Consider the following 22,027-nt stretch of genomic DNA (forward strand, 5'->3'; position numbering starts at 1 on the left):
GCATGCAGCAGTTTGTACATTTACACGTCCACTCGTACTACTCAGTACTGGATGGACAGTCATCGATAGAGGGATTACTAGAGCAAGCGAAGAAGAATGGTCAGCCAGGATTGGCACTAACTGATCATGGTACGATGCTCGGTATTAAGGCGTTTTGGGATGCACCTAAAGCGATGAAGGGAGGAAAGATAAAAGGGCTCAAGAAGAAACTTGGGGGAGCGACTGAGGAGGAAAGGCTAAAAATAGAAGCTGAGATAAAGGATTGGGAGGAATGGAAGTTTAAGCCTATACTAGGGTGCGAGTGCTATGTGGCACGCAATGGTAGGCTCAATAAGACTGCAAAGGAGGATAGGAGCGGTTACCACTTAATAGTATTAGCGAAAAACCAGAAGGGGTATAAAAACTTGATTAAGATGGTATCCCGTTCTGCCGACGAGGGGTTTTACGGACGCCCTCGAATAGATAAGGAACTACTGGAGCAGTACCATGAGGGTTTGATTGTGCTGAGTGCTTGCCTAGGAGGTGAGATCCCTCAACTCATTCTTAAGGGTCGTCTTGAGGAGGCAAAGGAATCGGTCAGATGGCATAAGGAGATATTTGGGGATGATTACTATCTGGAGATGCAACGCCATAAGACGGATAAGCCTGGTGGAAATGTAGAGACTTATGAAGCGCAAGTAAGGGTGAACAAGGTACTCGTGGAGCTGGCACAGGAGATAGGTGTGAAGCTCGTGGCTACAAATGACGTTCACTTTGTCCGGGAAGAGGATGGCGAGGCACATGACCGATTGATATGTGTGAGTATGGGTAAGAATTATGATGACCCTAATCGTATCACTTACACTAAGCAGGAGTGGCTAAAGAGTACCGAAGATATGGTGCGCATATTCGAAGATATGCCCGAGGTGATAGCCACGACTATGGAGATATTCGATAAGGTAGAGGAGTACTCTATCGAGAATAAGCCTTTGATGCCTCACTTTGAAATCCCTGCAGAGTTCCCTACGGATGATGATTATCTCCGTTATCTAGCGTATGAGGGTGCCAAGAAGAGGTTCGGAGAAGAGTTGCCTCATGAGGTGACGGAGCGCTTGGACTTCGAATTGGCAACGATAAAGAATATGGGTTTCCCTGGATACTTCTTGATTGTGCAAGACTTTATTGCTGAGGCTCGTAACCTCGGTGTGGCGGTAGGGCCTGGTAGAGGTTCGGCAGCTGGTTCGCTCGTCTCCTATTGTCTGAAGATTACGGACTTGAACCCCCTTAAGTACGATCTGCTTTTTGAGCGCTTCCTCAATCCTGACCGTATCTCTCTGCCTGATATTGATATTGACTTCGACGACGATGGTCGGCAGGATATCCTTAAGTGGGTAACCGATAGGTATGGGAAGGAGCGTGTAGCACACATTGTTACCTATGGTACTATGGCTGCGAAGATGGCTATCAAGGACTTGGGGCGTGTCTTGGGGTTACCTCTTTCGGAGACGAATGCGCTGGCGAAGATGATCCCCGATCGTATGCCTGATGGAGGGAAAGTAAATATTAATAATACCCTGAAGCAAATACCAGAGTTTAGGGACGCATACTATAGTGGTGACAGCCTGAAGCATGATGTGATCGAGTATGCCAGACAGTTGGAAGGCACAGTGCGTAATACTGGTGTGCATGCTTGTGGTATTATCATAGGGCAGACGGATATCTCAGATGTGGTGCCTACGATGATTACAACGGATAAGGACTCGGGAGAGGATATGTTGGTCACCCAGTATGAGGGTGGTGTGATTGAGTCTACTGGACTTATCAAGATGGACTTCCTCGGACTGAAAACCCTATCAATCATCCGTGAGACGCTCAAGAATATTAAGTTACGCCATGGAATAGACCTTGATATATCTCAGATTCCTCTGGATGATCAGAAGACGTACGACCTCTTTAGTGAGGGAAGGACAGCGGCTGTGTTTCAGTTTGAATCGCCAGGTATGCAGAAGTCGCTTATCCAATTGAAGCCAAGTAAGTTTGAGGACTTGATAGCGATGGTGGCACTGTACCGTCCGGGACCTATGGATAATATCCCTTCGTTTGTAGCGCGTAAGCATGGGCGAGAGGAGATTACCTACGACTTACCCGAGATGGCTGAGTATCTCGAGGAGACCTATGGTATCACGGTGTACCAAGAGCAAGTGATGCTTTTGTCGCGTAAGCTAGCTAACTTTACTAGAGGAAAGTCGGACGAGCTTCGTAAGGCGATGGGTAAGAAGCTCATCGATAAGATGAATGAGCTGAAGACTCTATTCTTGGAGGGCGGACAAAAGAATGGTCATGACCCTAAGATTCTAGAGAAGATATGGGGGGATTGGGCAAAGTTCGCTTCGTATGCTTTTAATAAGAGTCATGCAGCATGCTATGCTTGGGTCGCTTATCAGACCGCTTACCTCAAGGCTAATTACCCTGCAGAGTTTATGGCGGGTGTGATGAGCCGAAACCTCAATAACATCTCTGAGATTACTAAGTATATCGATGAGAGTAAGAAGATGGGGATACTCGTCTTTAATCCCGATGTCAATGAGTCTAATTTTGTATTCTCTGTCAATCCAGAGGGACATATTCGCTTTGGACTAGGGGCTATAAAGGGGTTCAGTAACTCTGCCGCTAAGCAAATTATTGAGGAGCGGGAAGCGAATGGTTTATTTAAGGATGTCTATGATTTCTTTTCCCGTGTCGATAGTAAGGCAACTACAAAGAAGGTTTCTGAAGCACTAGTGCTCAGTGGGGCTTTTGACTCATTCAAGACCTATAGTCGTGAGGATTATATGATGGAGGAGGGGGCTAGAGGCGAGACGTTCTTGGAGAAGTTGATTAACTATGGTAACCGTACTCAAGAGGAGAAGACCCACTCTATGGGTTCGTTATTTGGCGACGACTTATTCCAGGAGATGGCTAAGCCTGTACTAACCGAACATGCTCCCGCTTGGTCTGATATTGAGAAGCTCAATATGGAGAAGGAACTTTTGGGTTTTTATCTCACTGCCTCGCCACTAGATCCTTTTGCTCTTGTGCTTAAATATAAGTGTAGTGTAGGGGTATCAGAACTACGAAATATAGATATGCAGTACGTGAATAAGCCCCTGACCTTTGGGGGTATCGTGACCGGATATCGTGAGATGATTACGAAGAAAAATACCAAGGCCGCATTTATAAAGATACAGGACTATAATGGAGAGGGGGAGCTGGCTCTTTTTGGTGATGCTTATCCTAAATTCTCTATGTATGGTAAGGAGGGGTTATTTATCTATGTACGGGCTAAAGCGGAGGCTGGCTGGTCGGGGGATAGAGTCTTTATAACCATTGAGAGCGTGCAGCTATTGGATCAAGTGGCAGATAAACTGGTGAGTGAATTAGCTATTTCTATCCCTCAATGGGCTGTGACTGAGGAGTTCTATAATGATGTGGTACCTGACTTGATGGACTGTAAGGAGGGACCAATGACGGTTAGCCTAAATATCCACGATAGTAGTCATGGTGTCTATCTTAATATGAGTTCGCAAAAGTTAGCTGGAGTAGATATTTCTGTGGAACTATTGGATAAGTTGGCGATGTACGAAGATAGTGGGGTAACTTTCGAGGTTAGGTGAACCATTTGGGGGAGTTGGGTGTTTGAATAGTATAAGTGATAATTGATAATAGAAAATTAACGAGAAATTATGGCATTGACATTTACAGACGCAAACTTCAAAGAGGAGATCGCCAAGGGTGGCGCTATGGTAGTAGACTTTTGGGCTCCCTGGTGTGGCCCATGTCGTATGGTAGGTCCTATCATTGAGGAGCTTGCTGAGGAATATGGTGAAAAGGCACGTATAGGTAAGATGAATGTGGATGAGAATAGCGATGTTGTCGCTCAGTTTGGTATCCGTAATATCCCTACTATCATCTTCATTAAGGATGGAGAGGTTGTAGAGCGTAAGGTAGGTGCACAGAGCAAGGATTCCCTAAAGGAGTCTATCGATAAGCTCCTCTAATCTACATTGAGAAGTAAGGTAAAAGCCCTAGAAAAGCAAAGGTTTCTCTAGGGCTTTTACTATGTCCATTGGTGGAGCGCCTCTATAGCACTATCTACTTACTGATTACGGAGAAGGAGTTCGTGTAATCGTCGGTAGAGAGGTTCGTCTAGTTTGGTACCTAATAGATAGGGGAGTGCTTTGCCCTCTCTGAGAAGATTTCGGAGTTGTGTACTAGAGATTTCAAAGGTAGGGACATCGTCGAGTAGGTCTATCTGCTCTAGAAGTTGGGGCTTCACGAGGCTTCTATCATAGGCAGGACGAGGGTAGGCAATAATCCTAATCTCCTCTAGTAATTGTTCCGCTCCATACCATCCAGGAAGATCCACTAGACTATCAGCACCTATAAGAAGTGTGAAGTCTATCTTGGGGTACTTTGCCTTCAGGTGTTGTACCGTATGCACGGTGTAGTAGGGTGGAGTAAGATTGTTCTCTTCTAGGCTTAGCTTGAGCTTTGGGTATCCTTTGATAAGGTGATTGATCCACTCGGCTCTAAACTCGGCAGGGAGCTTCTCCATCTTTTCTTTGAAAGGACTATTGGGGGTGAGGAGTAGCCATACTTCGTCGAACCTATCGCTATATTGCTCTGCTATGAAGTTGGCAATAGCGAGATGTCCTACGTGCATTGGATTGAACGACCCAGGGAAGAGGAGTACGCGCTTCTCGTCACTAAGAAAAGAGTGAATGATCTTACTGGCTTCTAGGCACGCAATCCCTAGTTCATCATTGATAATATGCTTGTCGAAGAAAGGGGCATAGCTCAGCTCTAACTCTGCTTTGGCTAAGCGCTGTGCTATCTTTTCTGGGGCATCTGTACCGCGCCCTATGAGTCGTTGCTTTAGTACCTCCAGGCTAGGTGGCTGGATAAATAGGGTGAGTGCTTGGTCGCCATAGGCTTTCTTGATATTAAGCGCACCCACCACATCGATATCGAGGAGAACTGTCTCTCCTGCATCCAATGTCTTGTCTATCTCGCTTCTGAGGGTACCATAGTAGCACCCTTCGTAGACCTCCTGATATTCGAGGAAATCTCCCTTTGCTATCTTAGATTTGAACTCATCAGTGGTTAGGAAATGGTAGTGTATACCATCCACTTCTTCGCCTCGAGGGGCTCTGGAGGTCGCAGAAATAGAGAAGTGACCTTTGAGCCCATGCTCTCTGGTCAACTTCTCTATTATTGTGCTTTTCCCCGAACCACTAGGCGCCGAGAATATGATTAACTTGCCTGCCATCCTTGATTATAGTACGTTGAGTACCTGCTCTTTGATTTGCTCTAGCTCATCCTTCATCTTCACTACGATTTTCTGTAGTGTCGCGTGGTTGCTCTTGGAGCCTAGGGTGTTGATTTCCCTGCCCATCTCTTGGGAGATAAAGCCTAGCTTACGCCCTTGCCCTACCTCTTCAAGGTCAAGTGTTTCGAGGAAATACTTGAGGTGATTACGTAGTCGATTCTTCTCCTCATTCACATCAAGTTTCTCGATGTAGTAAATCATCTCTTGCTCCAGACGAGAACGGTCGTAATCTACATCTACATACTTGCTGAGCCCTTCTTCGATTCGCTGACGAATCTCCGTAATGCGCTCTTCTTCATAAGGCGTGATGCTATCGAGTAGGGTACTAATCTCTTGGATGTTCTTTACAAAACCATTGTAAAGCGCCTGCCCTTCTTGTAGCCTGAATTCATTGAGGTGATCGCACGCTTCTGTTATTGCCTTCATGGAAATCTCCTCTAGTGCATGCTCATCTTCTTCACTCTCCTTGCGGTCATTCTCTATTACCCCAGGCATATTCATGATTGTGCGCATAGGATCTGAGGGTAGGGGAATAGAGGTGGCTTGACTAAAGTCTTGAAGCAATGCCCAATACTTCCCTGCCAATTCCTGATTAAGACTAATAGAAGGCTCTGTATGCAGCTGCTCATACGTAATAAAGAGATCAATCTTGCCTCGTTGTAGTTTTGCGGTAACCAACTTACGAGCTGGCATCTCAATATGACGAATCTCAGATGGGCAGCGGAGGCTGAGGTCGGCTTGTTTGCTATTGACCGACCTCACCTCTACTGTTATTTTCTTCGTTGCTGTCTTGGCTTCTGCCTTGCCGAAGCCTGTCATTGAGTGTATCATAGGTTCTGACCGTGACAGTTCTTAAACTTCTTTCCACTTCCACAAGGACATGGGTCATTGCGACCAATCCTTTGCTCAGCAATGTATGGTTGTTTCTTCTGCGGCTGACGGCTAGCTGCCTGACCAGCTTCATAGCGTGACTGTTGCTGGGCTTCGTAATCATCTTTCTGCTCTTGGTAGCGACGGCGATTGGCAGCGCGAGGGTCGTCGTGTTGCTCCTGCACCTCTACCTTTTTGTCGCTCTCATCTTGCTGTTGAGGAGCGATATTGATATGACCACGCATGATGATTTCAGATGCTTTTTGGTTCATCTCTATCACCATAGAGCGGAAGAGTTCGTATGCCTCCATCTTGAAAATGACTAGAGGATCCTTATTCTCATACGATACATTGCGAACCGCATTTTGCAACTCGTCCATTGCTAGAAGATGGCGCTCCCAAGCCTCATCGATAGTATAAAGAAGGATAGTCTTCTGGAATGCTTTTGCAATACTCTTACCTTCGGTTTCAACAGCTTCTTTGAGATTAGTAACTACATTATAGCCTAAGCGACCATCGGTTACTGGTATCGCAATGCGCTCTACCTTATCACCATGCTCCTCATAGAAGTTCTTGAGGACTGGATAGGTTACCTCTGCCATTCGTGCTGAGCGGCGCTTGAGGTTTGCAACAACGTGCTCCATCACATGGTCTACAAGACTATCGTTATTCATCCTCTTATACTCTTGCTCGGTGAGCGGGAGCTCGGTAGAGAAGGCTTTGAAGACCTGTTGCTTAAAGTCTGCGTAAGAAATCTCGTTGGGTGCCCCATCGGCAATAGCTTCAGCAGTCTGAGTAAGCGTATTGAGTACGTCTAAGCCTACACGCTCACCCATAAGAGCGTGGTTGCGTCGGGTGTAGATTACATTGCGCTGAGCATTCTTTACGTCGTCATAGTCTAGGAGATGCTTACGAACACCATAATTGTTCTCTTCTACCTTCTTCTGAGCGTTCTCAACCTGATTGGATAATTGCTTGCTCTCAAGCATATCATCGTCCTTAAGTCCCATCGTTGATAGAATCTTTGCCATACGATCCGAACCAAACAGACGCATTAGCTTATCCTCGAATGAGATAAAGAAGACGGATGAACCTGGATCGCCTTGTCGACCAGCACGTCCCCTAAGCTGCCTATCTACACGGCGGCTCTCATGGCGCTCAGTTCCAATAATTGCAAGACCACCTGCTTCCTTTACCTCAGGCGTGAGCTTGATATCTGTACCACGACCCGCCATATTAGTAGCAATGGTTACGGTACTTGCCTTTCCTGCCTCAGCCACAATGTCAGCCTCCTTTTTATGGAGCTTAGCATTGAGTACCTGATGAGGAATCTTGCGGAGGGTGAGCATCTTACTGATAAGCTCGGAGGTCTCTACAGAGGTGGTACCTACTAGCACTGGGCGACCTTTGCCTATAAGTAGCTCGATTTCCTCAATAATGGCAGCATACTTAGCACGTGCAGTCTTATAGATACGGTCATTCTCATCGATACGAGCGATTGGGCGATTGGTAGGGATTACCACAACATCAAGCTTGTAGATGTCCCAAAACTCCTTCGCCTCTGTTTCAGCTGTACCCGTCATACCAGCTAGCTTGTGGTACATACGGAAGTAGTTTTGGAGGGTTATGGTAGCCTTAGTCTGTGAAGCCGATTCTACTTTTACGCGCTCCTTCGCTTCGATAGCTTGGTGAAGACCGTCGGAATAACGGCGACCGTCCATGATACGACCAGTACCCTCATCCACAATCATCACCTTATTGTCTATCACGACATACTGATCGTCCTTCTCGAATAAGGTATAAGCTTTGAGTAGCTGTTGAATCGTATGCACACGTTCGCTTTTGATAGAGTAGTCGGTGAGCAACTCGTCTTTCTTCTCGCCCTTTGCCTCCTCTGTGAGTGTCTCATTCTCAAGAGCAGATAGCTGAGCCGCAATATCGGGAAGGATAAAGAATCTTGGGTCTTCGTTCTTGCCTGAGAGAAGGTCAATACCTTTATCTGTGAGTTCTATCTGGTTGTTCTTCTCATCAATAACGAAGTAGAGATCATCGGTAATCTCATTCATTCGGCGGTTATTATCTGCCATATATACAGCTTCGGTATTGAGCATACCAGCCTTGATACCTTCCTCGCTTAGGTACTTGATAAGCGCTTTATTCTTAGGAAGTCCCTTGAAGCTACGATATAGCTTGATGTATCCTTCCTCGATAGTCTTCTTATCTCCGCTCGCAATTTCCTTGCGAGCCTCAGTAAGCAGACGGCTTGCGAGTGTCTTCTGAGCATTAACTACGAGTTCGACATTCTCACGGAATTCCTCAAACATAGCGTCGCCCTTGCTCTCTACTGGACCAGAAATAATTAGAGGAGTACGTGCGTCATCAATCAGTACTGAGTCTACCTCATCCACAATGGCATAGTTGTGTTTACGCTGAACTAGGTCGGCAGGAGTACGTGCCATATTATCGCGCAGGTAATCGAAACCAAACTCATTATTGGTGCCGAATGTGATGTCGCAATTATAGGCCTTGAGTCGCTGTGGACTATTAGGCTCATACTTATCGATACAGTCTACGCTAATGCCATGGAACATGTAGATTGGTCCCATCCACTCGGAGTCACGCTTCGATAGGTAGTCATTAACCGTCACCACGTGTACGCCATTGCCTGTAAGCGCATTGAGGAATACAGGAAGCGTCGCTACCAGAGTTTTACCCTCTCCCGTAGCCATCTCCGCAATCTTACCCTCGTGAAGCACGACACCACCAATGAGCTGTACGTCGTAGTGCACCATGTCCCACTTCACCATATTGCCGCCCGCCATCCATTCGTTTTTATAGATAGCATTGTCGCCCTCTATCCGTACGAAGTCGTGTGTTACCGATAAATCGCGGTCGAATTGTGTAGCCAGTACTGTTATTTCATCGTTGTCGGCAAAGCGTTGTGCCGTGCTCTTTACTATAGCAAATACCTCTGGAAGCACCTCTGTGAGCTTGCCCTCGAGCTTCTCTAGGATATCTTTCTCTAGTTTATCCACTTGTTCCCACACAGCCTCGCGCTCAGAGAGCTCTAGTTCGTCTACTCCCTCCTTTAGCTTAGCTATCTGAGTGCGCTCCTCTTGTACGCTATCTTGCAGACTCTGGCGTATCTGAGCAGTACGTGCACGTAGTTCGTCGTGCGATAGGAGCTTTACCTGTTCGTATTGCTCCTTTACTTTATTGACTAGTGGCGTAATCTCCTTAAGATCTCGCTGTGATTTATTCCCAAATATCTTGGATAGAAAATCGTTAAATCCCATATATTATATTTTGCTTCTGAATGTCTAACTAATAAATTAACCCCTCCTCCATAATGCGTCTACTTATGGAGTAGGTGGTCTGATGCGAAGTCTCCATGCTATCTTAGTGGAAACTTCCCGAAGGTCGAGCGGAGTCTCTATCTTGTTCGCCTTGATGCTTGGGTGCATCATAACGAATAGAGTAGGGGTCGCTACCATCTGGTAGCTTTGCACCTGTCTTGGACTACTAAGGTCTTGAGCTACCCAGCTTGGGAGTAAACCAAAGACGATATCCGGGCGATTGGCATTGATGGCACTATTGAGCGCTGTTAGCCAAACGCTATTACCGTTATTACTGATGGCACTTTCACGTAGTCTATACTCTTCAATAGCATACGCTATACCACTGAACTCCAAAAGAAAGTCGCTTACAGCACTCTGTACTTCTCGGAGCTTGACCTTGGGGTTGGACTTAATAGTCGTTCTATTGAGGTAAACTGCCCCATAGGGCGTAATCTCCTCTACCAATCCTTGTACCCCGAACTCCGCATGGAGGTACATATTCACCAATGCCAAGCATCGATCTGCCTTGAAGAGTCTTCGGTCGTCAATAACAGCTGGGGCATACTCTCGCGAAATACCATTGCCAGTGAGCACCACCAAGGTATTATTGAGGTCAATGTGCTTTAGAAGTTCGGCTATACTCCTGTCTAGCCTGAGATAGCTATCAATTGTCTCACTCGTAACATCGCTTTCTGCTTTATTCCCGTTAGCTACTGTGAAATGGAGCGAGAGTAAATCTGTGATTTCATCTTTTCCTAAGCCTGTGCCGCTTAGTAGAGACTTTGCTAGCCTTACGACCTCGTCATTGATAAGAGGACTTTCAGTAAAATCCTCTATGTCACTAGTCGTCTTGCCAAAGCTATGGTCAAAAGAGGCACCTCCCGTGTACGCCTTTAGTAAATGCGTTTTACTAGAGTTGCGCCACCTTATGCCATTCCCAAGGCGGGTGGGAAGTGACTCGTTCCCGACGTTGCTACGATCAACAACGATAGGGAAATCCCCTTGGTAGTAAGTACTACTTGCCCACCTCCCTGTGTAGGGGTCGATCCAATAGGCACCATTGCCATAGAGGCCCGAAGCGATGATTGCTTCTTCTGCTTTGGGAGCAATACTATAGACGAGAGCCTTATTCTGGGTTGCTTTTTTTAAATTATCACCTATCGTAGGAGTGCTCAGCGAGCGAGGAGAATAATTGCCCGAAGTAGCATAACCGAGGAAGTCCTTATCCTCAAATACAGAATTGGTATGAATCCTTTTGCCTGCCCTATCTGTGCGCATAGGTTTGCGCTCTGCTACCCCATTGCTAGTAGCTAGCGTACCTGTGTGTAATATGGCTTCGGCTGCAGTGGTATTGCTCCTAAGTAGAGGGATAGCTACATTGCCATATACCTTGCCTCTATTGAGCAACCGATTGATGCCATCGTCTGGCATCTCCCTAGCCAACTCCTCTAGGAGGTCAGCTCGTAGCTCCTCCACAGATACCATCACCACCAAACGAGGCGTCTGCGCTTGCAGTACACCTACTTGGCAGAGTGTCAGTAGAGAGACAAGTCCGGTAAGTATCTTATTCATTCTTCTATATGGTTCCTACTCTCCCTCCACCGCAAAAACTGATCCAAGGCTATACCTATGGCGAGTATGTGGAGGTGCTTAGGCAATTCTTGTAGAAATAAACCTAGTATCAAGTAGATAACTATCGCTACAAAGTTACCAAAATAGAGCCACTTATTGGGCTTTCCCCACCTATTATTATAGGTAGTGATAGCTAGTACAAACCAAAATGGGTGCATGAATAGCATGTTGGCATTGGGCCATGTGTGTGGATGCTCCGAAATAAAGGCAAGAAACCATATCGTAACTCCTCCTATGCCTAGTAGGGTATAGATAGCTCTATGGTATAATATCTGTATCTTCGAGGTAGGGCGTATCTGCAGGAGGACAATGAGTATTACAAATACAAACCAAGGTATTCTCCATGCTTCATACGGATTACTGATGGTCTTACTCTGCTCTACCCATACCACTTTCTTGGTGACAATCGGTTCGTTAGTGTCTCCTCTAAGTGCACTATCTAGCTCTTGCTCCAAGTAACTGGGGAGAAAGGCAGCATCGCGCAGTGACATCTGTCTATCGGTCTTCCAGCCCAGACACAAATCTGCCCCCATGGTATACCATACAGCCGAATGGCTTTTGTCCCGAATAGCTTCGCGGAATGTGGGGAGTGCCGAAGGGTTCAGCTGATACTTAATATCACCAATCGCCTCCTCAAGTAGGTCTCGTGGGCGCGTAGCGCAGTTGTCGAAGTAAAAGTTATATTGGTAGTCCCTATTCTCTGGCAAGGCATTCCAGGAGAGCTTATTCGCCAAGAGTAGAGCCTCGGTATCTGTGAGGTTGAGCTCTTGCTCTACCACACTACGACCTTGCGAGGAGTATTCCCATAGAAACTCATCGAAACTAGTAACCCCTAAAGAGTACATGGGTTTCCCCAACATGAAATTGAGGATAAAGTTTTTCTGATCCAGGGAGAAGTATCCGTAGTTGTATACAATGTCCTGACCATCTTGCTGTACTCTGATAGCTGTGTGCCCATATAGGTAAAATACGTAGTCATCGGTGGGTCCACAGGTAAGCAAGCTAACCTTGGGCGCAGCGATTGCACTTATAGAACTCAGTAGAATGGCAATCGTGAGTAGATATCTCTTCATTATCATTTAATTCCAGTGGGGTATATCCTCGGGCGTAAGTCTACTATTGCGTATCATCATCTCCTTAGGATATAGATTATTTGCTCTATTCCCAACTTGTTTGGCAAAGCCGAGGGGGATTCCTTCATAAGTAACTAGCTGGATCCCTCTATCGCTCTCAATATTCAGGACTTCCCGCTTTAGGTATTGCAGAGCTACTTCCTTGCTCAGCTCATAATGCGAATAGGGAATGAGAGCGCTTAGGTTGTGGCTATTGGCCCATGCCTGATGCGGTACAAGTCCTTTGCCCTTCTCTTCTCCAAGAGGCACACCACCGGCAAGTATCTTCGTCCTCTTGAGTAGCGAAAGAAGTGCTTGCCCCTCACGACTCAGGGCGTACCATAGCCCGTTGTGCTGGTAAAGGTTCTCGGGGTCAAAGACGTGGGCGAGTTCGGTAGGCACCTTGGTGGATGATGAAACCTTAAAGTCTCCACTCAAGGGCACAGTACTCTCGATCTTCCGCACAGCGAAGATGGTCAACCCCTCACTCTCTGTGCGGTGCGGCATGAAGTGATAGACCCCTTCTTCTCGCTCCCAGACACCCCATGACGGACTGACCTCTAGCTTCAGAAGCTCTGCAGAGTATTTGCTCTGCAAGTATTCGAGTTGCCCCTCGTTCTCTTCTCTATTGTAGGTGCACGTGCTATAGATGAGCACTCCACCCTCTTCTAGCATTGCCCAAGCCTCATCAAGGATTTCTTCTTGCCTAGAAACACATAGAGCCACATTGGATTCGGACCATTCGCTAACTGCCGAGGGCTCTTTCCTGAACATCCCTTCGCCAGAGCAAGGGGCATCCACAAGGATTAAGTCGGCTGTGATGCCGCTCACTTTTAGTTGCCTAGGGGTAGCACTGGTTACAATGGTCTCATCGAGTCCCCATCGAGTGAGGTTTTCAAGTAGTATTCTAGACCTAGCGCTCTCTATCTCATTAGCTAAGAGGATGCAATCATTTGGGATATAATTCCTCAACAAACTCGTTTTGCCCCCAGGGGCAGCACAAAGATCAATGGCACGCTGAGGCGCTAACCTTAGTTGCTCAATATACTGAGCGACCATCATAGACCCAGGCTCTTGTACATAATATGCCCCTGCATGCCACAGAGGGTCTGCTCCGAACGTTACCTCGCTATCTACGTAGCCACCGAGGGCACACCATGGTACCGCTCTTAACTTTGGTGTAAACCCTTTGTCGCTGTGTGTGCGAATGGAGGGCGAAAGCGGTTTGCCTAGAGCCTCCTCGAGCAGTGTCAGTTCATCCACTCCAAATTGCTGGGCAAAGCGCTCTCTGAATCTCTCTGGTAGCTGTAGCATATCCTTGCAGCTTAAATCTTATATGAGAAACCTAAGCTAAAGAGCTGGTTGTACTGGAGTAGATTCATGAAGGTCTTTGGCATATCTGCTGGTAGGATCACACTATCATCGAACCTCGTATTGAGCGAGAAACGGGCAGTGAAGAAGCGTGTGAAGGCATAGTTGATAGAGTTGTCGAACTCTATCTCTACGTGCTTATAGGATGTGCTGTAGAATAGCCTTGAAGTCCAATTGAGGGAGGTAGAGAAGTCCCAATTGAGGTTGAGGTGAATGGACGAACCTAGGCGAGCTCTAAACCTCTGGTCTTGTACAAAACCGATACGTCCCTTGTCAATATCATCAGTATAGGTATAAGCTAGGTTCGCAGCTAGTGGGGCAACATTGGCAGTGAAACGGAACCGAGCAAAAGGGTTACTCCTAAAATTCTTAAGGTTGATGTCATACTTCATACCGAGACCTGCATCCAAAACAAGGGGTGCAAATGGTCGAGTTATCAGAGTCCCATTTTCTTTAGTGTTTTTCAATAATTGGCTACGCAGCTGTACATCGGTAGTATAATACCAATTCTTATAAGCTTTGATACCAAGGTTGCTATTGGCACGGAACGAGTCTTCTCCTATCTTGAGCTGTAGTTTGTCGTCGGTATCAGGGACATTGGAGAATAGACCGAGCCTGTATTCTAGCTCATTCACCCACTTGACCTTACCTTTTTCGTAAGTGGCATTGTAGAAGATGCGGGTGTTGAAGTTAAGACTATTATAGCCTCCCTTATGCCAATTCTTGGATACTTGGTTCTGTGCAAAGTGGATGCTTCCCTCAAACTTATGCCACCAGTACTTCCGCTCTATCTCCCCGCCAGCTATTTCCCCCGTGGGCTTTTGAACTACAGATAGCTGTGCCAACTCTCCATTGTACCCCGATGTTGCAATCTGATTCCCTTTCATAGTGCCCGGTAATTGGCCAACCATAATATCGGCAAACTGAGGGTGCGTGAGCATCAATTGTTCCCTAAGTAGTCGAAGGTGTGACCATCGGCCTACGCTCTGAGCGAAAGTGCTGGTTTGGGCTATCTTATCTTGCTCTTCCAATAGGCGTTCTGTCCAAGTACTTAGGTTGGAGTAACGAGGTTTGGTCTCGGGGACATCAATGGTTAATGACTTGAAGTTTTTAGCGTCGACCACTAATGGGGCATTGAGTAGGGCTTTTAGCCGGAGCTCTTCGGCTGTAGGTAACTGGTCGGGCGAGAATGGTCGACCAATAATCTGCTTTGCTTCCTGACTTAGTGCTGCCCCTAGCGTGTCATTGAGCAAAATATTCATTGCATAGTCAGGAGTAGAAGCAAACTCTTGCGCCTCCACGTTGTTCGATAATAAGCCAAAGCCCAATGCTAAGGCAATATATAAGCTTCTAGCTACTTTCATTATATCTTCTTGAATTATATAGTTTATATCTTATGTACAAAGGTACTAACCTATCGCCACTTCACAAAATAGGGGGTGTTGGTGGCTATTCTCATGAGTGCTGTATGGGTATTCTAGTGGCATACACACTGGGGGATTTGACGCGTATGTATGGAGGGGCTTAGCTTACTAATGTTGGAAGCTAAAGTTTCCGTCGACGGAAACTTATCTTTCCAGCCTTGGAAACTTATATTTCCATCGACGGAAACTTTGCTTTCCAACGTTGGAAACTTACCGTTCCAACCGAGGGAATTTTTTTGGAAACCCTACACTACGGGTAGCTTAGTTGGTAGATCTGGGGTTTTGAGTAACGAAGTAAAAAAGGCGACCATGTGGGGGTCGCCTCTTTATCATTACTTTTGGAGTATTTTAGTGGAGATAATGTAGATGTCTTTGGTGGGTCGGTCGCTATCGTCCGTCTTGCTGTTTTGGATCTTATCAATGGTCTTGATGCCTTCGAGGACTTCTCCAAATACAGTGTATTCGGTGTCTAGGTGAGGTGTACCTCCTTCTGTCATGTAGGTTTGCTTGATGTAGTCTGGCATCTTGCCTCGCTCCTCATTGTCGTACTTCTCTAGCTCGTTCTCAAGAAAGCACTGCCCAGTCACTATGTAGAACTGGATAGGAGAGCTCTCCTTCTCGGGGTTCTCTTCGTCGCCTTGGCGAGCAGCAGCTAGCGCCCCTTTCTTGTGATATAGCTCGGGGTAATGAAACTCTGCGGGAATCATCTTGGGGTACTTCGCCTCTAGTTTTGCCATAGCTTTCCCATCGTCGCCCTTCATGGCACCACCGGCTTGTACCATAAAGTTTTTGATGACACGGTGGAATACGAGGTTGTTGAAGTCTCCCTGCCTTACGAGTGTCAGGAAATTGTCTCGGTGGAGTGGTGTCTCGTTGTAAAGCTTCACAGTGAAGGAGCCGACATTGGTCTTGAACTCGACTTGATATTCCTTCTCCTGAGCCAATGCTACAACCGCTACAAAAGCGAGCACTAAGGATAACGCAATCTTACGCATAGTATTTTATCTAGTGAATGAAGAGAGTAGAATGGCAGCACTAAGCGAAACGTTGAGAGAGTCACTTATTGAGCTTTCGGCTCTCGGAATAGTGATACGATTATTTGCTATACTGAGGAGCTCGGAGGATATCCCGCTCCCTTCGTTGCCAAATATGATGACGGAGTTGGGCGGGATGACTGCCGTCCGATAGTCCTGCCCATCCATTGCCGTGGTAATAATGTTGCTGAAGTGGCTGGGGAGGAACTCTGGCAGATCGATGTCTTGGTAGATAGTTACGTTGCCCAGTGCTCCCATACTGGCCTGAACCACTTTGGGGTTGAAAGGGTCTACACACCCTTTGCTACACAATATATTCTTGATGCCAAGCCAATCGCATAGCCGAATGATGGTGCCAAGGTTGCCAGGATTCTGTACCTCCTCGAGAGCGACGGTGATAAGCCCCGAAGCCGTAAATGGGGGCTCGGAAGGAAGCTCAAATACAGCTATCAGTTCGTGACGGCTTTCGAGTGAGGAGAGCTTCTTCATCTCTTGTTGGCTCGTTAGTCGAGCCTCTTTCCCTACGCCTATAAGTAAGGTAGGGTCGGAGGCTATCATCCATCGGAGCTGGAAGGAGGGGGTAAGTAGCTCTATGGCTTTGGCACCCTCGGCTACAAATAGTCTCTCTTCGCTTCTTTTCTTGGCGAGTCGGAGCGAGGTGACTATCTTTCGTTCCCTTTCGGATAGTGGCTTTATAGCTTCTTCTGACACCATATTTGTAGCGCTTTCATATCGGGAAAAACCAGTTGGGCTCCCTCTTCTCTCAAAATAGATTCCTTGATAGGGCCAGTTGTTACAGCAATGGTAAGCGCTCCAGCAGAGCTTCCACTCTTCACCCCAAGAGGGGCATTCTCTATGACGATAGCCTCTTCTGGAGAACATCCGAATAGTTTCATGCCCATGAGATAGGGCTCGGGGTTGGGTTTTCCTTTGGTCACACTCTCCGCCGTAATGATATGCTCCCTCTTGACATAGTCGCTGTAGTACTTTTCAATCCTAGGGTAGGCGTTGTTTTGGGTGCTTCCCGTGACCACCGCTATATCATAACCCTTCTCCTTGACCACCGCCATTACCTCTCTGGTGTGGGGGATTAGTTGTAGCTCGAAGTTGGCGTTATTGAATAGGGCGGTCTTCCTTTCGTAGATTTCCTCTACTAGCTCCATAGGAGCTTCCTTGCCGAAGGTTCTATGGTATAGCTTGGCTATGGTGTCTATCCCTCGCATACCTTCGTAGAGATAGAACTCGTCTTGTTCTGCCTTTAGCCCATACTCATCGACTGTTTGTTTCCAGCTGCGTACATGCTGTGGCATAGTGTCGAAAAGGACACCATCCATGTCAAAAAGAAATAACTTACTTGCCATCTTTTAGTCTTGAAGTGAGTACCGTTAGGTGTTTTGAAGCACGAGTGATTGCCGTATATATCAGCTTCTTTTTCTCCTCGAGAACTGGGTTTTTATTGATATCATCGTAGTCTAGGTATACTTCTCTATAAGTTGATCCTTGAGCCTTGTGTATTGTGAGGGCATACCTATGCTTGAAGACGGCAAAGCTATTTCGGGTTTGATAGTAGTCTTTCCAAAATAAATCTTTATTCTTCGCTTTTCGTTTCAACTGATCGAGGATGTCGAGGAATAGGAACTCGCTATCCTCGTGGATAATCGGTAAACACCCGTTGACGATATACACCTTTAGCAGCACGCTGTCTGTATTATCTTTCTTGTCTATGGGGTACTCGAAATCAATCTCATAGACTTCAGAGGATTTAATCTTCACTTCCTCGTTATTGTTGAATATTATGTCTCGATCCACCTGGTATGAGCGATCAATGATGATTGTCTCCCCTAGTTCAATCTTACTAGGGCGGTCGTAGATTTCGTGCCGCACTAGTTTATTGAACTCCTCTACTCGCTTATTGGTGTAGGCGAGAAAGCGGATGTCGGTGTCGTGCCTATTCTGCACAAAGTACCTAATAATCTTCTGAGTGTCTTTGGTGAAACTATAACCAAGACCCTCTTGTGTCGTGTTATCGGTATAGCTATTGAGCTGGTAGATGTTGTTAGAGAGGGGGATGATGGGATTTTCTGCCGCTTGCCTGATAATCTCAGTTAGCCCTAACTGCTTATAACCTTGGTTGAATATGGGGGAAATATAGGACGGCTCATTAACTGGGGGAAGCTGCTTATTGTCTCCAATGAATATTACCTTGAGTAGCTTATTATCCTCGAGGCTTAAATCGATATAATGGAGTAAGTCTGTCCCAATCATAGATGCTTCGTCTATCACTAAGATAGTAGCACCACTGAGTTTGCGCTCTCTAATACTAGGATCTGGGATATACTTCTCAATGCCCTTGTCTTCATCTATACTGTACTTGAGCCTAAGCGCTGAGTGGAGGGTGCAAAACTCAGTATAGATATTATCTTCATCACTATTCTTTTGCCTAAGTACCTCTACCGCCTTGTGTGTTGGTGCCGTCATCACCACCGAATAAGTGCGATCCTTCTTGGCGCTCAGCTCATGGCTAAGTTCGGAGACAAGCGTATGGACAAGCGTAGTCTTCCCTGTCCCTGCTGAGCCTTGGATAAGCAATATCCTATGGTTGTCTTCTTTAAGATAGGCTACACCTTTCGTCACCACAGACCGTTGGTGCGGAGTAAGTAATATCTGATCCTGCGCCATTGTCAATCTATTACCCTGCCTGCGCCTAAGTAGGTTCTCTTGTAGTAGGGCTCGTTGAGGTCGCTGATGATGACTCCTCTCCGTGTAGTGGAGTGGATAAACTTATTATCTTTCAGATATACTCCTACATGGCTAGCCCTGCCACCACGTCGGTTGTTAATATTGAAAAAGACCATATCACCTTCCCGTAGGTTCCCTTTCTTCACTCTGCGGGTTTTACTCATGAGGTCGGCAGAAGACTGTCGCCCCACATCGGTGGCATAGACGTCCTTATATAATCGGTAGACAAACCCACTACAATCAGTACCTCTCTTTGTGGTACCTCCAAAACGGTAGCGGGTGCCAATCCAGTCGTCAATAAAGGCGTAGAGATCCAAGTTGTCCTCGGGTGTCTCAATATCCATGTCTAGAACCATTGAGAGCTGCTTTGCCAGTTGAAGCTGCTCTGCCCCTATATCAATAATCTCCCCTTCTTTCGTGATGACTTCTCCTGGGATAAGTACACGCTTTACGGGCTGCTTTATAGTGCGGCAAGAGGTGCTCCCCATCATTGCGATGAGTAGCACCACTAACCATATTCTTCTTATGTGGTGATTCTCAATCACCTTGATAGACTGTAGGTATTAAGCCTCAACAGATACCATTGACTTGTCACCCTTATGAGTAGAGAATACCACCTTGCCATCTACGAGAGCATATAGGGTATGATCCTTACCCATACCTACATTAGCACCTGGGTGATGCTTAGTACCACGCTGGCGAACTAGGATGTTGCCTGCCTTTACGATTTCACCACCAAACTTCTTTACACCTAGTCGCTTGCTCTCCGACTCACGACCGTTCTTAGAGCTACCTACACCTTTTTTGTGTGCCATATCTCTTTCCTTTCTATTAGTTCTTTAGTTATCCTACAATCTCCTTGATAGCCAGCTCTGTAAATTGCTGCCTATGGCCATTTAGCTTACGATAGCCCTTTCTGCGCTTCTTGTGGAAGACTAACACCTTCTTACCCTTAACGAGTGGACGGCGAACTTCGCAAACAATCTTAGCACCCTCTACTACAGGAGCACCAACACTTACCTGACCATCACGATCGAGGAGCATAACTTGATCAAACTCGAGAGTGTCTCCTTCATTCACATTCTTGATGTGGTGAACGAAAAGGGTCTTGCCACTCTCAACCTTAAACTGCTGTCCTTGAATCTCTACGATTCCGTACATAACTATTAACGTTTAATATAATACCCAGTGGGTGAGCCTTAACTCCTAAAGCTACTTACACGACCCATCACGGAATAATCGCCGCAAAGGTACCAAAAAACTATTGTAGAGCCAAATATTTATCGCTCGTAGATTCAAGCGTAGATTCAAGAACCAAGTGCAATTTACTTCAAATGTTTTTTAAGCTAATAATGGAGTATTAAACAATATCTTTTCTCTTGGTCTTTTGTTTAGTTTGTACTGATACTTCTTTAGGAGGGGTGGCTAATTATCCAATGGTTCTGTATGGCAACAAACTCATCAAGAAGATTAAGAAACACGGCTATTCTATTCTTGACCTTCTGAACCTTCCAAAGTCTCTTGCCTATCCGATAGCCGTATTCGATACTGAAGGAGATGGTTCTCGTATTGCGCTTGCGGAAATCAAAGATCACAAGGGGAATAACTTTGTCGTTAGCGTAAGATATGGGAATGGGACACAGGCAGAGGTGAATGTGATCACGTCAGTGTACGGTAAATTGTTTGAGAGTGTGGTTAGATGGTTAAGGAAAGGGTATCTGACTTATGCAGACAAAAAGAAAGCCCTCGCATATCTATCCGGCACTCCCGCTCCGATTGCGGGCGCCTTGACAGAAGCGGAGCTTTCTCACGCCACAAAGGTAGTAAAAGATTTCCAAAACCAAAAAATAGTGGAGGACAATGACATCCGATACAGAGAGTTCGAAGCAGTCAACAACCAGTTCAATACCGAGCTACAGCAACAGATAGAAGGCACACTCCCAAAGGGTCATATCTACAAGCTAGGTATCCCAAATCATATCCTCAGGAGTGCAGGTATACCTATGCTACCTATCGAGATGAGCGCTAGTGGAGCATCTGCAAAGAGCAAGCAAGATAACCATCCATTCAATTTGGAGTTGTTAAGAGACCTCCCTAGGCTCCTCAATAATCCTTTGGCTATCTTCTCTTACGGAGATAAGACAAAGGCTCAGAATATCATCGTAGAAGCTCAATATGACGGGAAAGAGCTCTTAGTCGGATTGCACTTGAGCAAGCAGAAAGGATATATCGAGGTCAATGATGTAAGAGGTTTATTCCCTAAGGATACCTATCAATGGTTGAACTGGATAGCTCAAGGAAAAGCTATCTACCTAGACAAAGAAAGCATCCAAGAAAAGATGAACCAACGGCGAATCAATCTCGCTGAGGTGGCTCATCTAGACTTAGATGCCATCACAAAGATAGTAAAAGATTTCCAAAACCCAGCAGAACCATACGGAAAATTTCAGATCGGCGATAATACACAAACAAAAACGCTCGACGAGAAGCAGAGAAAAAATGGAAGTCAAGAAGTGATAACTCACGAGGACGATCTCAGATATCGACTGAGCAAGAAAGATAGAAGCGTAGTAGAGGGGTGGCTAAGAAAGAGAAACGACCTCACAGAAGAGGAAATAGCAGCATTCATAGAATACACCACACCATTTGATAATAAGACCGCTCTAGCTATGGGGCGGTGGTTCGCAAATGGTACAATACGACTACCTGAAGACCAAGAGAAGGTAATACAGGCAATTAAGGTGTCAGAAATAGCAAAGGTAGACCCATTGAGGTATAGTAGCCCTATGCAGCTCATCAACACCCATAGCGATAAATACTCTCCAAAAACTAGACAGCTCAAAAAGGCCTCATCCGATATTCTGGGTGATGGCGGTTACCGTGATCCCTTGAGACTCCTGCGTCAGCTTGTATACACCAACCATCTTGCGGGATGAAATCCGCAAGATATGGGCGACGGGGTTATTTTTCTCTTTGAAAATTTGAAAGAAAACTGGAAATCCATTATAATTGAGCGAATTATCCACTAAACGCTTAATTACACAATGGATACCAGTTTTCTACGACATGTATATGGGCTTCTTGGAGTCAAATGTACTGCTACACACTACAAAACTAACAAAATAGTTTTAGATATAGAGTATTCTAAAACGAAAAAGAG

General features: G+C 46.0%; 17 protein-coding genes and 1 pseudogene. 3 read left to right on the forward strand and 15 right to left on the reverse strand.

The genetic code is table 11. From position 1 onward, the window contains the following. The first annotated feature begins 2 nt into the window (after positions 1 to 2). Positions 3 to 3,632, forward strand: a complete 3,630-nt coding sequence (dnaE, locus tag A3GG_RS0108925) for a DNA polymerase III subunit alpha (protein WP_018358949.1) — start codon at positions 3 to 5, stop codon at positions 3,630 to 3,632. 69 nt (positions 3,633 to 3,701) lie between these two features. After that, on the forward strand, positions 3,702 to 4,016 hold the full coding sequence (trxA, locus tag A3GG_RS0108930; RefSeq protein WP_018358950.1) for a thioredoxin: 315 nt from the start codon (positions 3,702 to 3,704) through the stop codon (positions 4,014 to 4,016). A gap of 98 nt (positions 4,017 to 4,114) precedes the next feature. Here the strand turns inward: trxA and nadD are convergent, their stop codons facing one another. From nadD to rplU, 15 genes and pseudogenes are all read right to left on the reverse strand, one after another. Continuing rightward, positions 4,115 to 4,744: a nicotinate (nicotinamide) nucleotide adenylyltransferase gene (gene nadD / locus A3GG_RS13875; protein WP_282705041.1), complete on the reverse strand. Its 630-nt coding sequence runs from the start codon at positions 4,742 to 4,744 to the stop codon at positions 4,115 to 4,117. Further along, positions 4,724 to 5,287, reverse strand: a pseudogene (gmk, locus tag A3GG_RS13880) (guanylate kinase); the annotation flags it as partial. The pseudogene gmk and the gene nadD, both read right to left, overlap by 21 nt. Positions 5,288 to 5,293: 6 nt before the next feature. Then, complete coding sequence (locus A3GG_RS0108940; protein WP_018358952.1) at positions 5,294 to 6,178, reverse strand: YicC/YloC family endoribonuclease; 885 nt, start codon at positions 6,176 to 6,178, stop codon at positions 5,294 to 5,296. After that, positions 6,175 to 9,513 (reverse strand): preprotein translocase subunit SecA, encoded by a 3,339-nt coding sequence (gene secA, locus A3GG_RS0108945; RefSeq protein WP_018358953.1) that lies wholly within the window; start codon positions 9,511 to 9,513, stop codon positions 6,175 to 6,177. The genes A3GG_RS0108940 and secA overlap by 4 nt, the downstream gene beginning before the upstream one ends. A 63-nt stretch (positions 9,514 to 9,576) precedes the next feature. Beyond that, positions 9,577 to 11,127 carry an alkaline phosphatase family protein gene (locus A3GG_RS0108950; protein WP_018358954.1) on the reverse strand — a complete coding sequence of 517 codons (1,551 nt, stop codon included), beginning with the start codon at positions 11,125 to 11,127 and terminating at the stop codon, positions 9,577 to 9,579. Continuing rightward, positions 11,124 to 12,260, reverse strand: coding sequence for a lipoprotein N-acyltransferase Lnb domain-containing protein (locus A3GG_RS0108955; RefSeq protein ID WP_248637672.1), 1,137 nt, complete (start codon positions 12,258 to 12,260; stop codon positions 11,124 to 11,126). Before A3GG_RS0108955 ends, A3GG_RS0108950 begins: the two co-directional genes overlap by 4 nt. Before the next feature lie 6 nt (positions 12,261 to 12,266). Next, the gene (locus A3GG_RS0108960; protein WP_018358956.1) at positions 12,267 to 13,613 is read right to left on the reverse strand and encodes a methyltransferase RsmF C-terminal domain-like protein; all 1,347 of its coding nucleotides are present in this window, start codon (positions 13,611 to 13,613) and stop codon (positions 12,267 to 12,269) included. A gap of 11 nt (positions 13,614 to 13,624) precedes the next feature. Further along, positions 13,625 to 15,034, reverse strand: a complete 1,410-nt coding sequence (locus A3GG_RS0108965) for a DUF3078 domain-containing protein (RefSeq protein ID WP_018358957.1) — start codon at positions 15,032 to 15,034, stop codon at positions 13,625 to 13,627. Between the two features lie 392 nt (positions 15,035 to 15,426). After that, positions 15,427 to 16,089 carry a peptidylprolyl isomerase gene (locus A3GG_RS0108970; RefSeq protein ID WP_018358958.1) on the reverse strand — a complete coding sequence of 221 codons (663 nt, stop codon included), beginning with the start codon at positions 16,087 to 16,089 and terminating at the stop codon, positions 15,427 to 15,429. Positions 16,090 to 16,095: 6 nt separating this feature from the next. After that, positions 16,096 to 16,842: an RNA methyltransferase gene (locus tag A3GG_RS0108975; RefSeq protein WP_018358959.1), complete on the reverse strand. Its 747-nt coding sequence runs from the start codon at positions 16,840 to 16,842 to the stop codon at positions 16,096 to 16,098. Beyond that, positions 16,821 to 17,489, reverse strand: a complete 669-nt coding sequence (locus tag A3GG_RS0108980) for an inorganic diphosphatase (protein ID WP_026215744.1) — start codon at positions 17,487 to 17,489, stop codon at positions 16,821 to 16,823. Before A3GG_RS0108980 ends, A3GG_RS0108975 begins: the two co-directional genes overlap by 22 nt. Continuing rightward, positions 17,479 to 18,807: an ATP-dependent DNA helicase gene (locus tag A3GG_RS0108985; RefSeq protein ID WP_018358961.1), complete on the reverse strand. Its 1,329-nt coding sequence runs from the start codon at positions 18,805 to 18,807 to the stop codon at positions 17,479 to 17,481. The genes A3GG_RS0108980 and A3GG_RS0108985 overlap by 11 nt, the downstream gene beginning before the upstream one ends. Before the next feature lie 2 nt (positions 18,808 to 18,809). Next, the gene (locus A3GG_RS0108990) at positions 18,810 to 19,412 is read right to left on the reverse strand and encodes a C40 family peptidase (RefSeq protein ID WP_248637673.1); all 603 of its coding nucleotides are present in this window, start codon (positions 19,410 to 19,412) and stop codon (positions 18,810 to 18,812) included. A gap of 18 nt (positions 19,413 to 19,430) precedes the next feature. After that, positions 19,431 to 19,682: a 50S ribosomal protein L27 gene (rpmA, locus tag A3GG_RS0108995; protein WP_018358963.1), complete on the reverse strand. Its 252-nt coding sequence runs from the start codon at positions 19,680 to 19,682 to the stop codon at positions 19,431 to 19,433. Between the two features lie 28 nt (positions 19,683 to 19,710). Beyond that, complete coding sequence (rplU, locus tag A3GG_RS0109000; protein WP_018358964.1) at positions 19,711 to 20,028, reverse strand: 50S ribosomal protein L21; 318 nt, start codon at positions 20,026 to 20,028, stop codon at positions 19,711 to 19,713. 260 nt (positions 20,029 to 20,288) lie between these two features. On the opposite strand from rplU, the gene A3GG_RS0109005 reads away from it, so the two are divergent. Next, a complete protein-coding gene (locus A3GG_RS0109005; RefSeq protein ID WP_156808721.1) occupies positions 20,289 to 21,803 on the forward strand; it encodes a MuF-C-terminal domain-containing protein in 1,515 nt (504 codons plus the stop codon). The last annotated feature ends 224 nt before the right edge of the window (positions 21,804 to 22,027 follow it).

The sequence above is a fragment of the Porphyromonas levii DSM 23370 genome, from assembly GCF_000379925.1.
GTDB classification, from domain to species: Bacteria; Bacteroidota; Bacteroidia; order Bacteroidales; family Porphyromonadaceae; genus Porphyromonas_A; species Porphyromonas_A levii.

What these genes read in the sequence shown, in the direction of transcription:
- dnaE (WP_018358949.1), top strand. Translation starts at nt 3, where the DNA reads ATGCAGCAGTTTGTACATTTACACGTCCACTCGTACTACTCAGTACTG.
- A3GG_RS0108970 (WP_018358958.1), bottom strand. Translation starts at nt 16,089, where the DNA reads ATGCGTAAGATTGCGTTATCCTTAGTGCTCGCTTTTGTAGCGGTTGTA.
- rpmA (WP_018358963.1), bottom strand. Translation starts at nt 19,682, where the DNA reads ATGGCACACAAAAAAGGTGTAGGTAGCTCTAAGAACGGTCGTGAGTCG.
- secA (WP_018358953.1), bottom strand. Translation starts at nt 9,513, where the DNA reads ATGGGATTTAACGATTTTCTATCCAAGATATTTGGGAATAAATCACAG.
- rplU (WP_018358964.1), bottom strand. Translation starts at nt 20,028, where the DNA reads ATGTACGGAATCGTAGAGATTCAAGGACAGCAGTTTAAGGTTGAGAGT.
- A3GG_RS0108980 (WP_026215744.1), bottom strand. Translation starts at nt 17,489, where the DNA reads ATGGCAAGTAAGTTATTTCTTTTTGACATGGATGGTGTCCTTTTCGAC.
- A3GG_RS0108940 (WP_018358952.1), bottom strand. Translation starts at nt 6,178, where the DNA reads ATGATACACTCAATGACAGGCTTCGGCAAGGCAGAAGCCAAGACAGCA.
- A3GG_RS0108955 (WP_248637672.1), bottom strand. Translation starts at nt 12,260, where the DNA reads ATGAAGAGATATCTACTCACGATTGCCATTCTACTGAGTTCTATAAGT.
- A3GG_RS0108950 (WP_018358954.1), bottom strand. Translation starts at nt 11,127, where the DNA reads ATGAATAAGATACTTACCGGACTTGTCTCTCTACTGACACTCTGCCAA.
- A3GG_RS0108975 (WP_018358959.1), bottom strand. Translation starts at nt 16,842, where the DNA reads ATGGTGTCAGAAGAAGCTATAAAGCCACTATCCGAAAGGGAACGAAAG.
- A3GG_RS0108985 (WP_018358961.1), bottom strand. Translation starts at nt 18,807, where the DNA reads ATGGCGCAGGATCAGATATTACTTACTCCGCACCAACGGTCTGTGGTG.
- A3GG_RS0108960 (WP_018358956.1), bottom strand. Translation starts at nt 13,613, where the DNA reads ATGCTACAGCTACCAGAGAGATTCAGAGAGCGCTTTGCCCAGCAATTT.
- trxA (WP_018358950.1), top strand. Translation starts at nt 3,702, where the DNA reads ATGGCATTGACATTTACAGACGCAAACTTCAAAGAGGAGATCGCCAAG.
- A3GG_RS0108965 (WP_018358957.1), bottom strand. Translation starts at nt 15,034, where the DNA reads ATGAAAGTAGCTAGAAGCTTATATATTGCCTTAGCATTGGGCTTTGGC.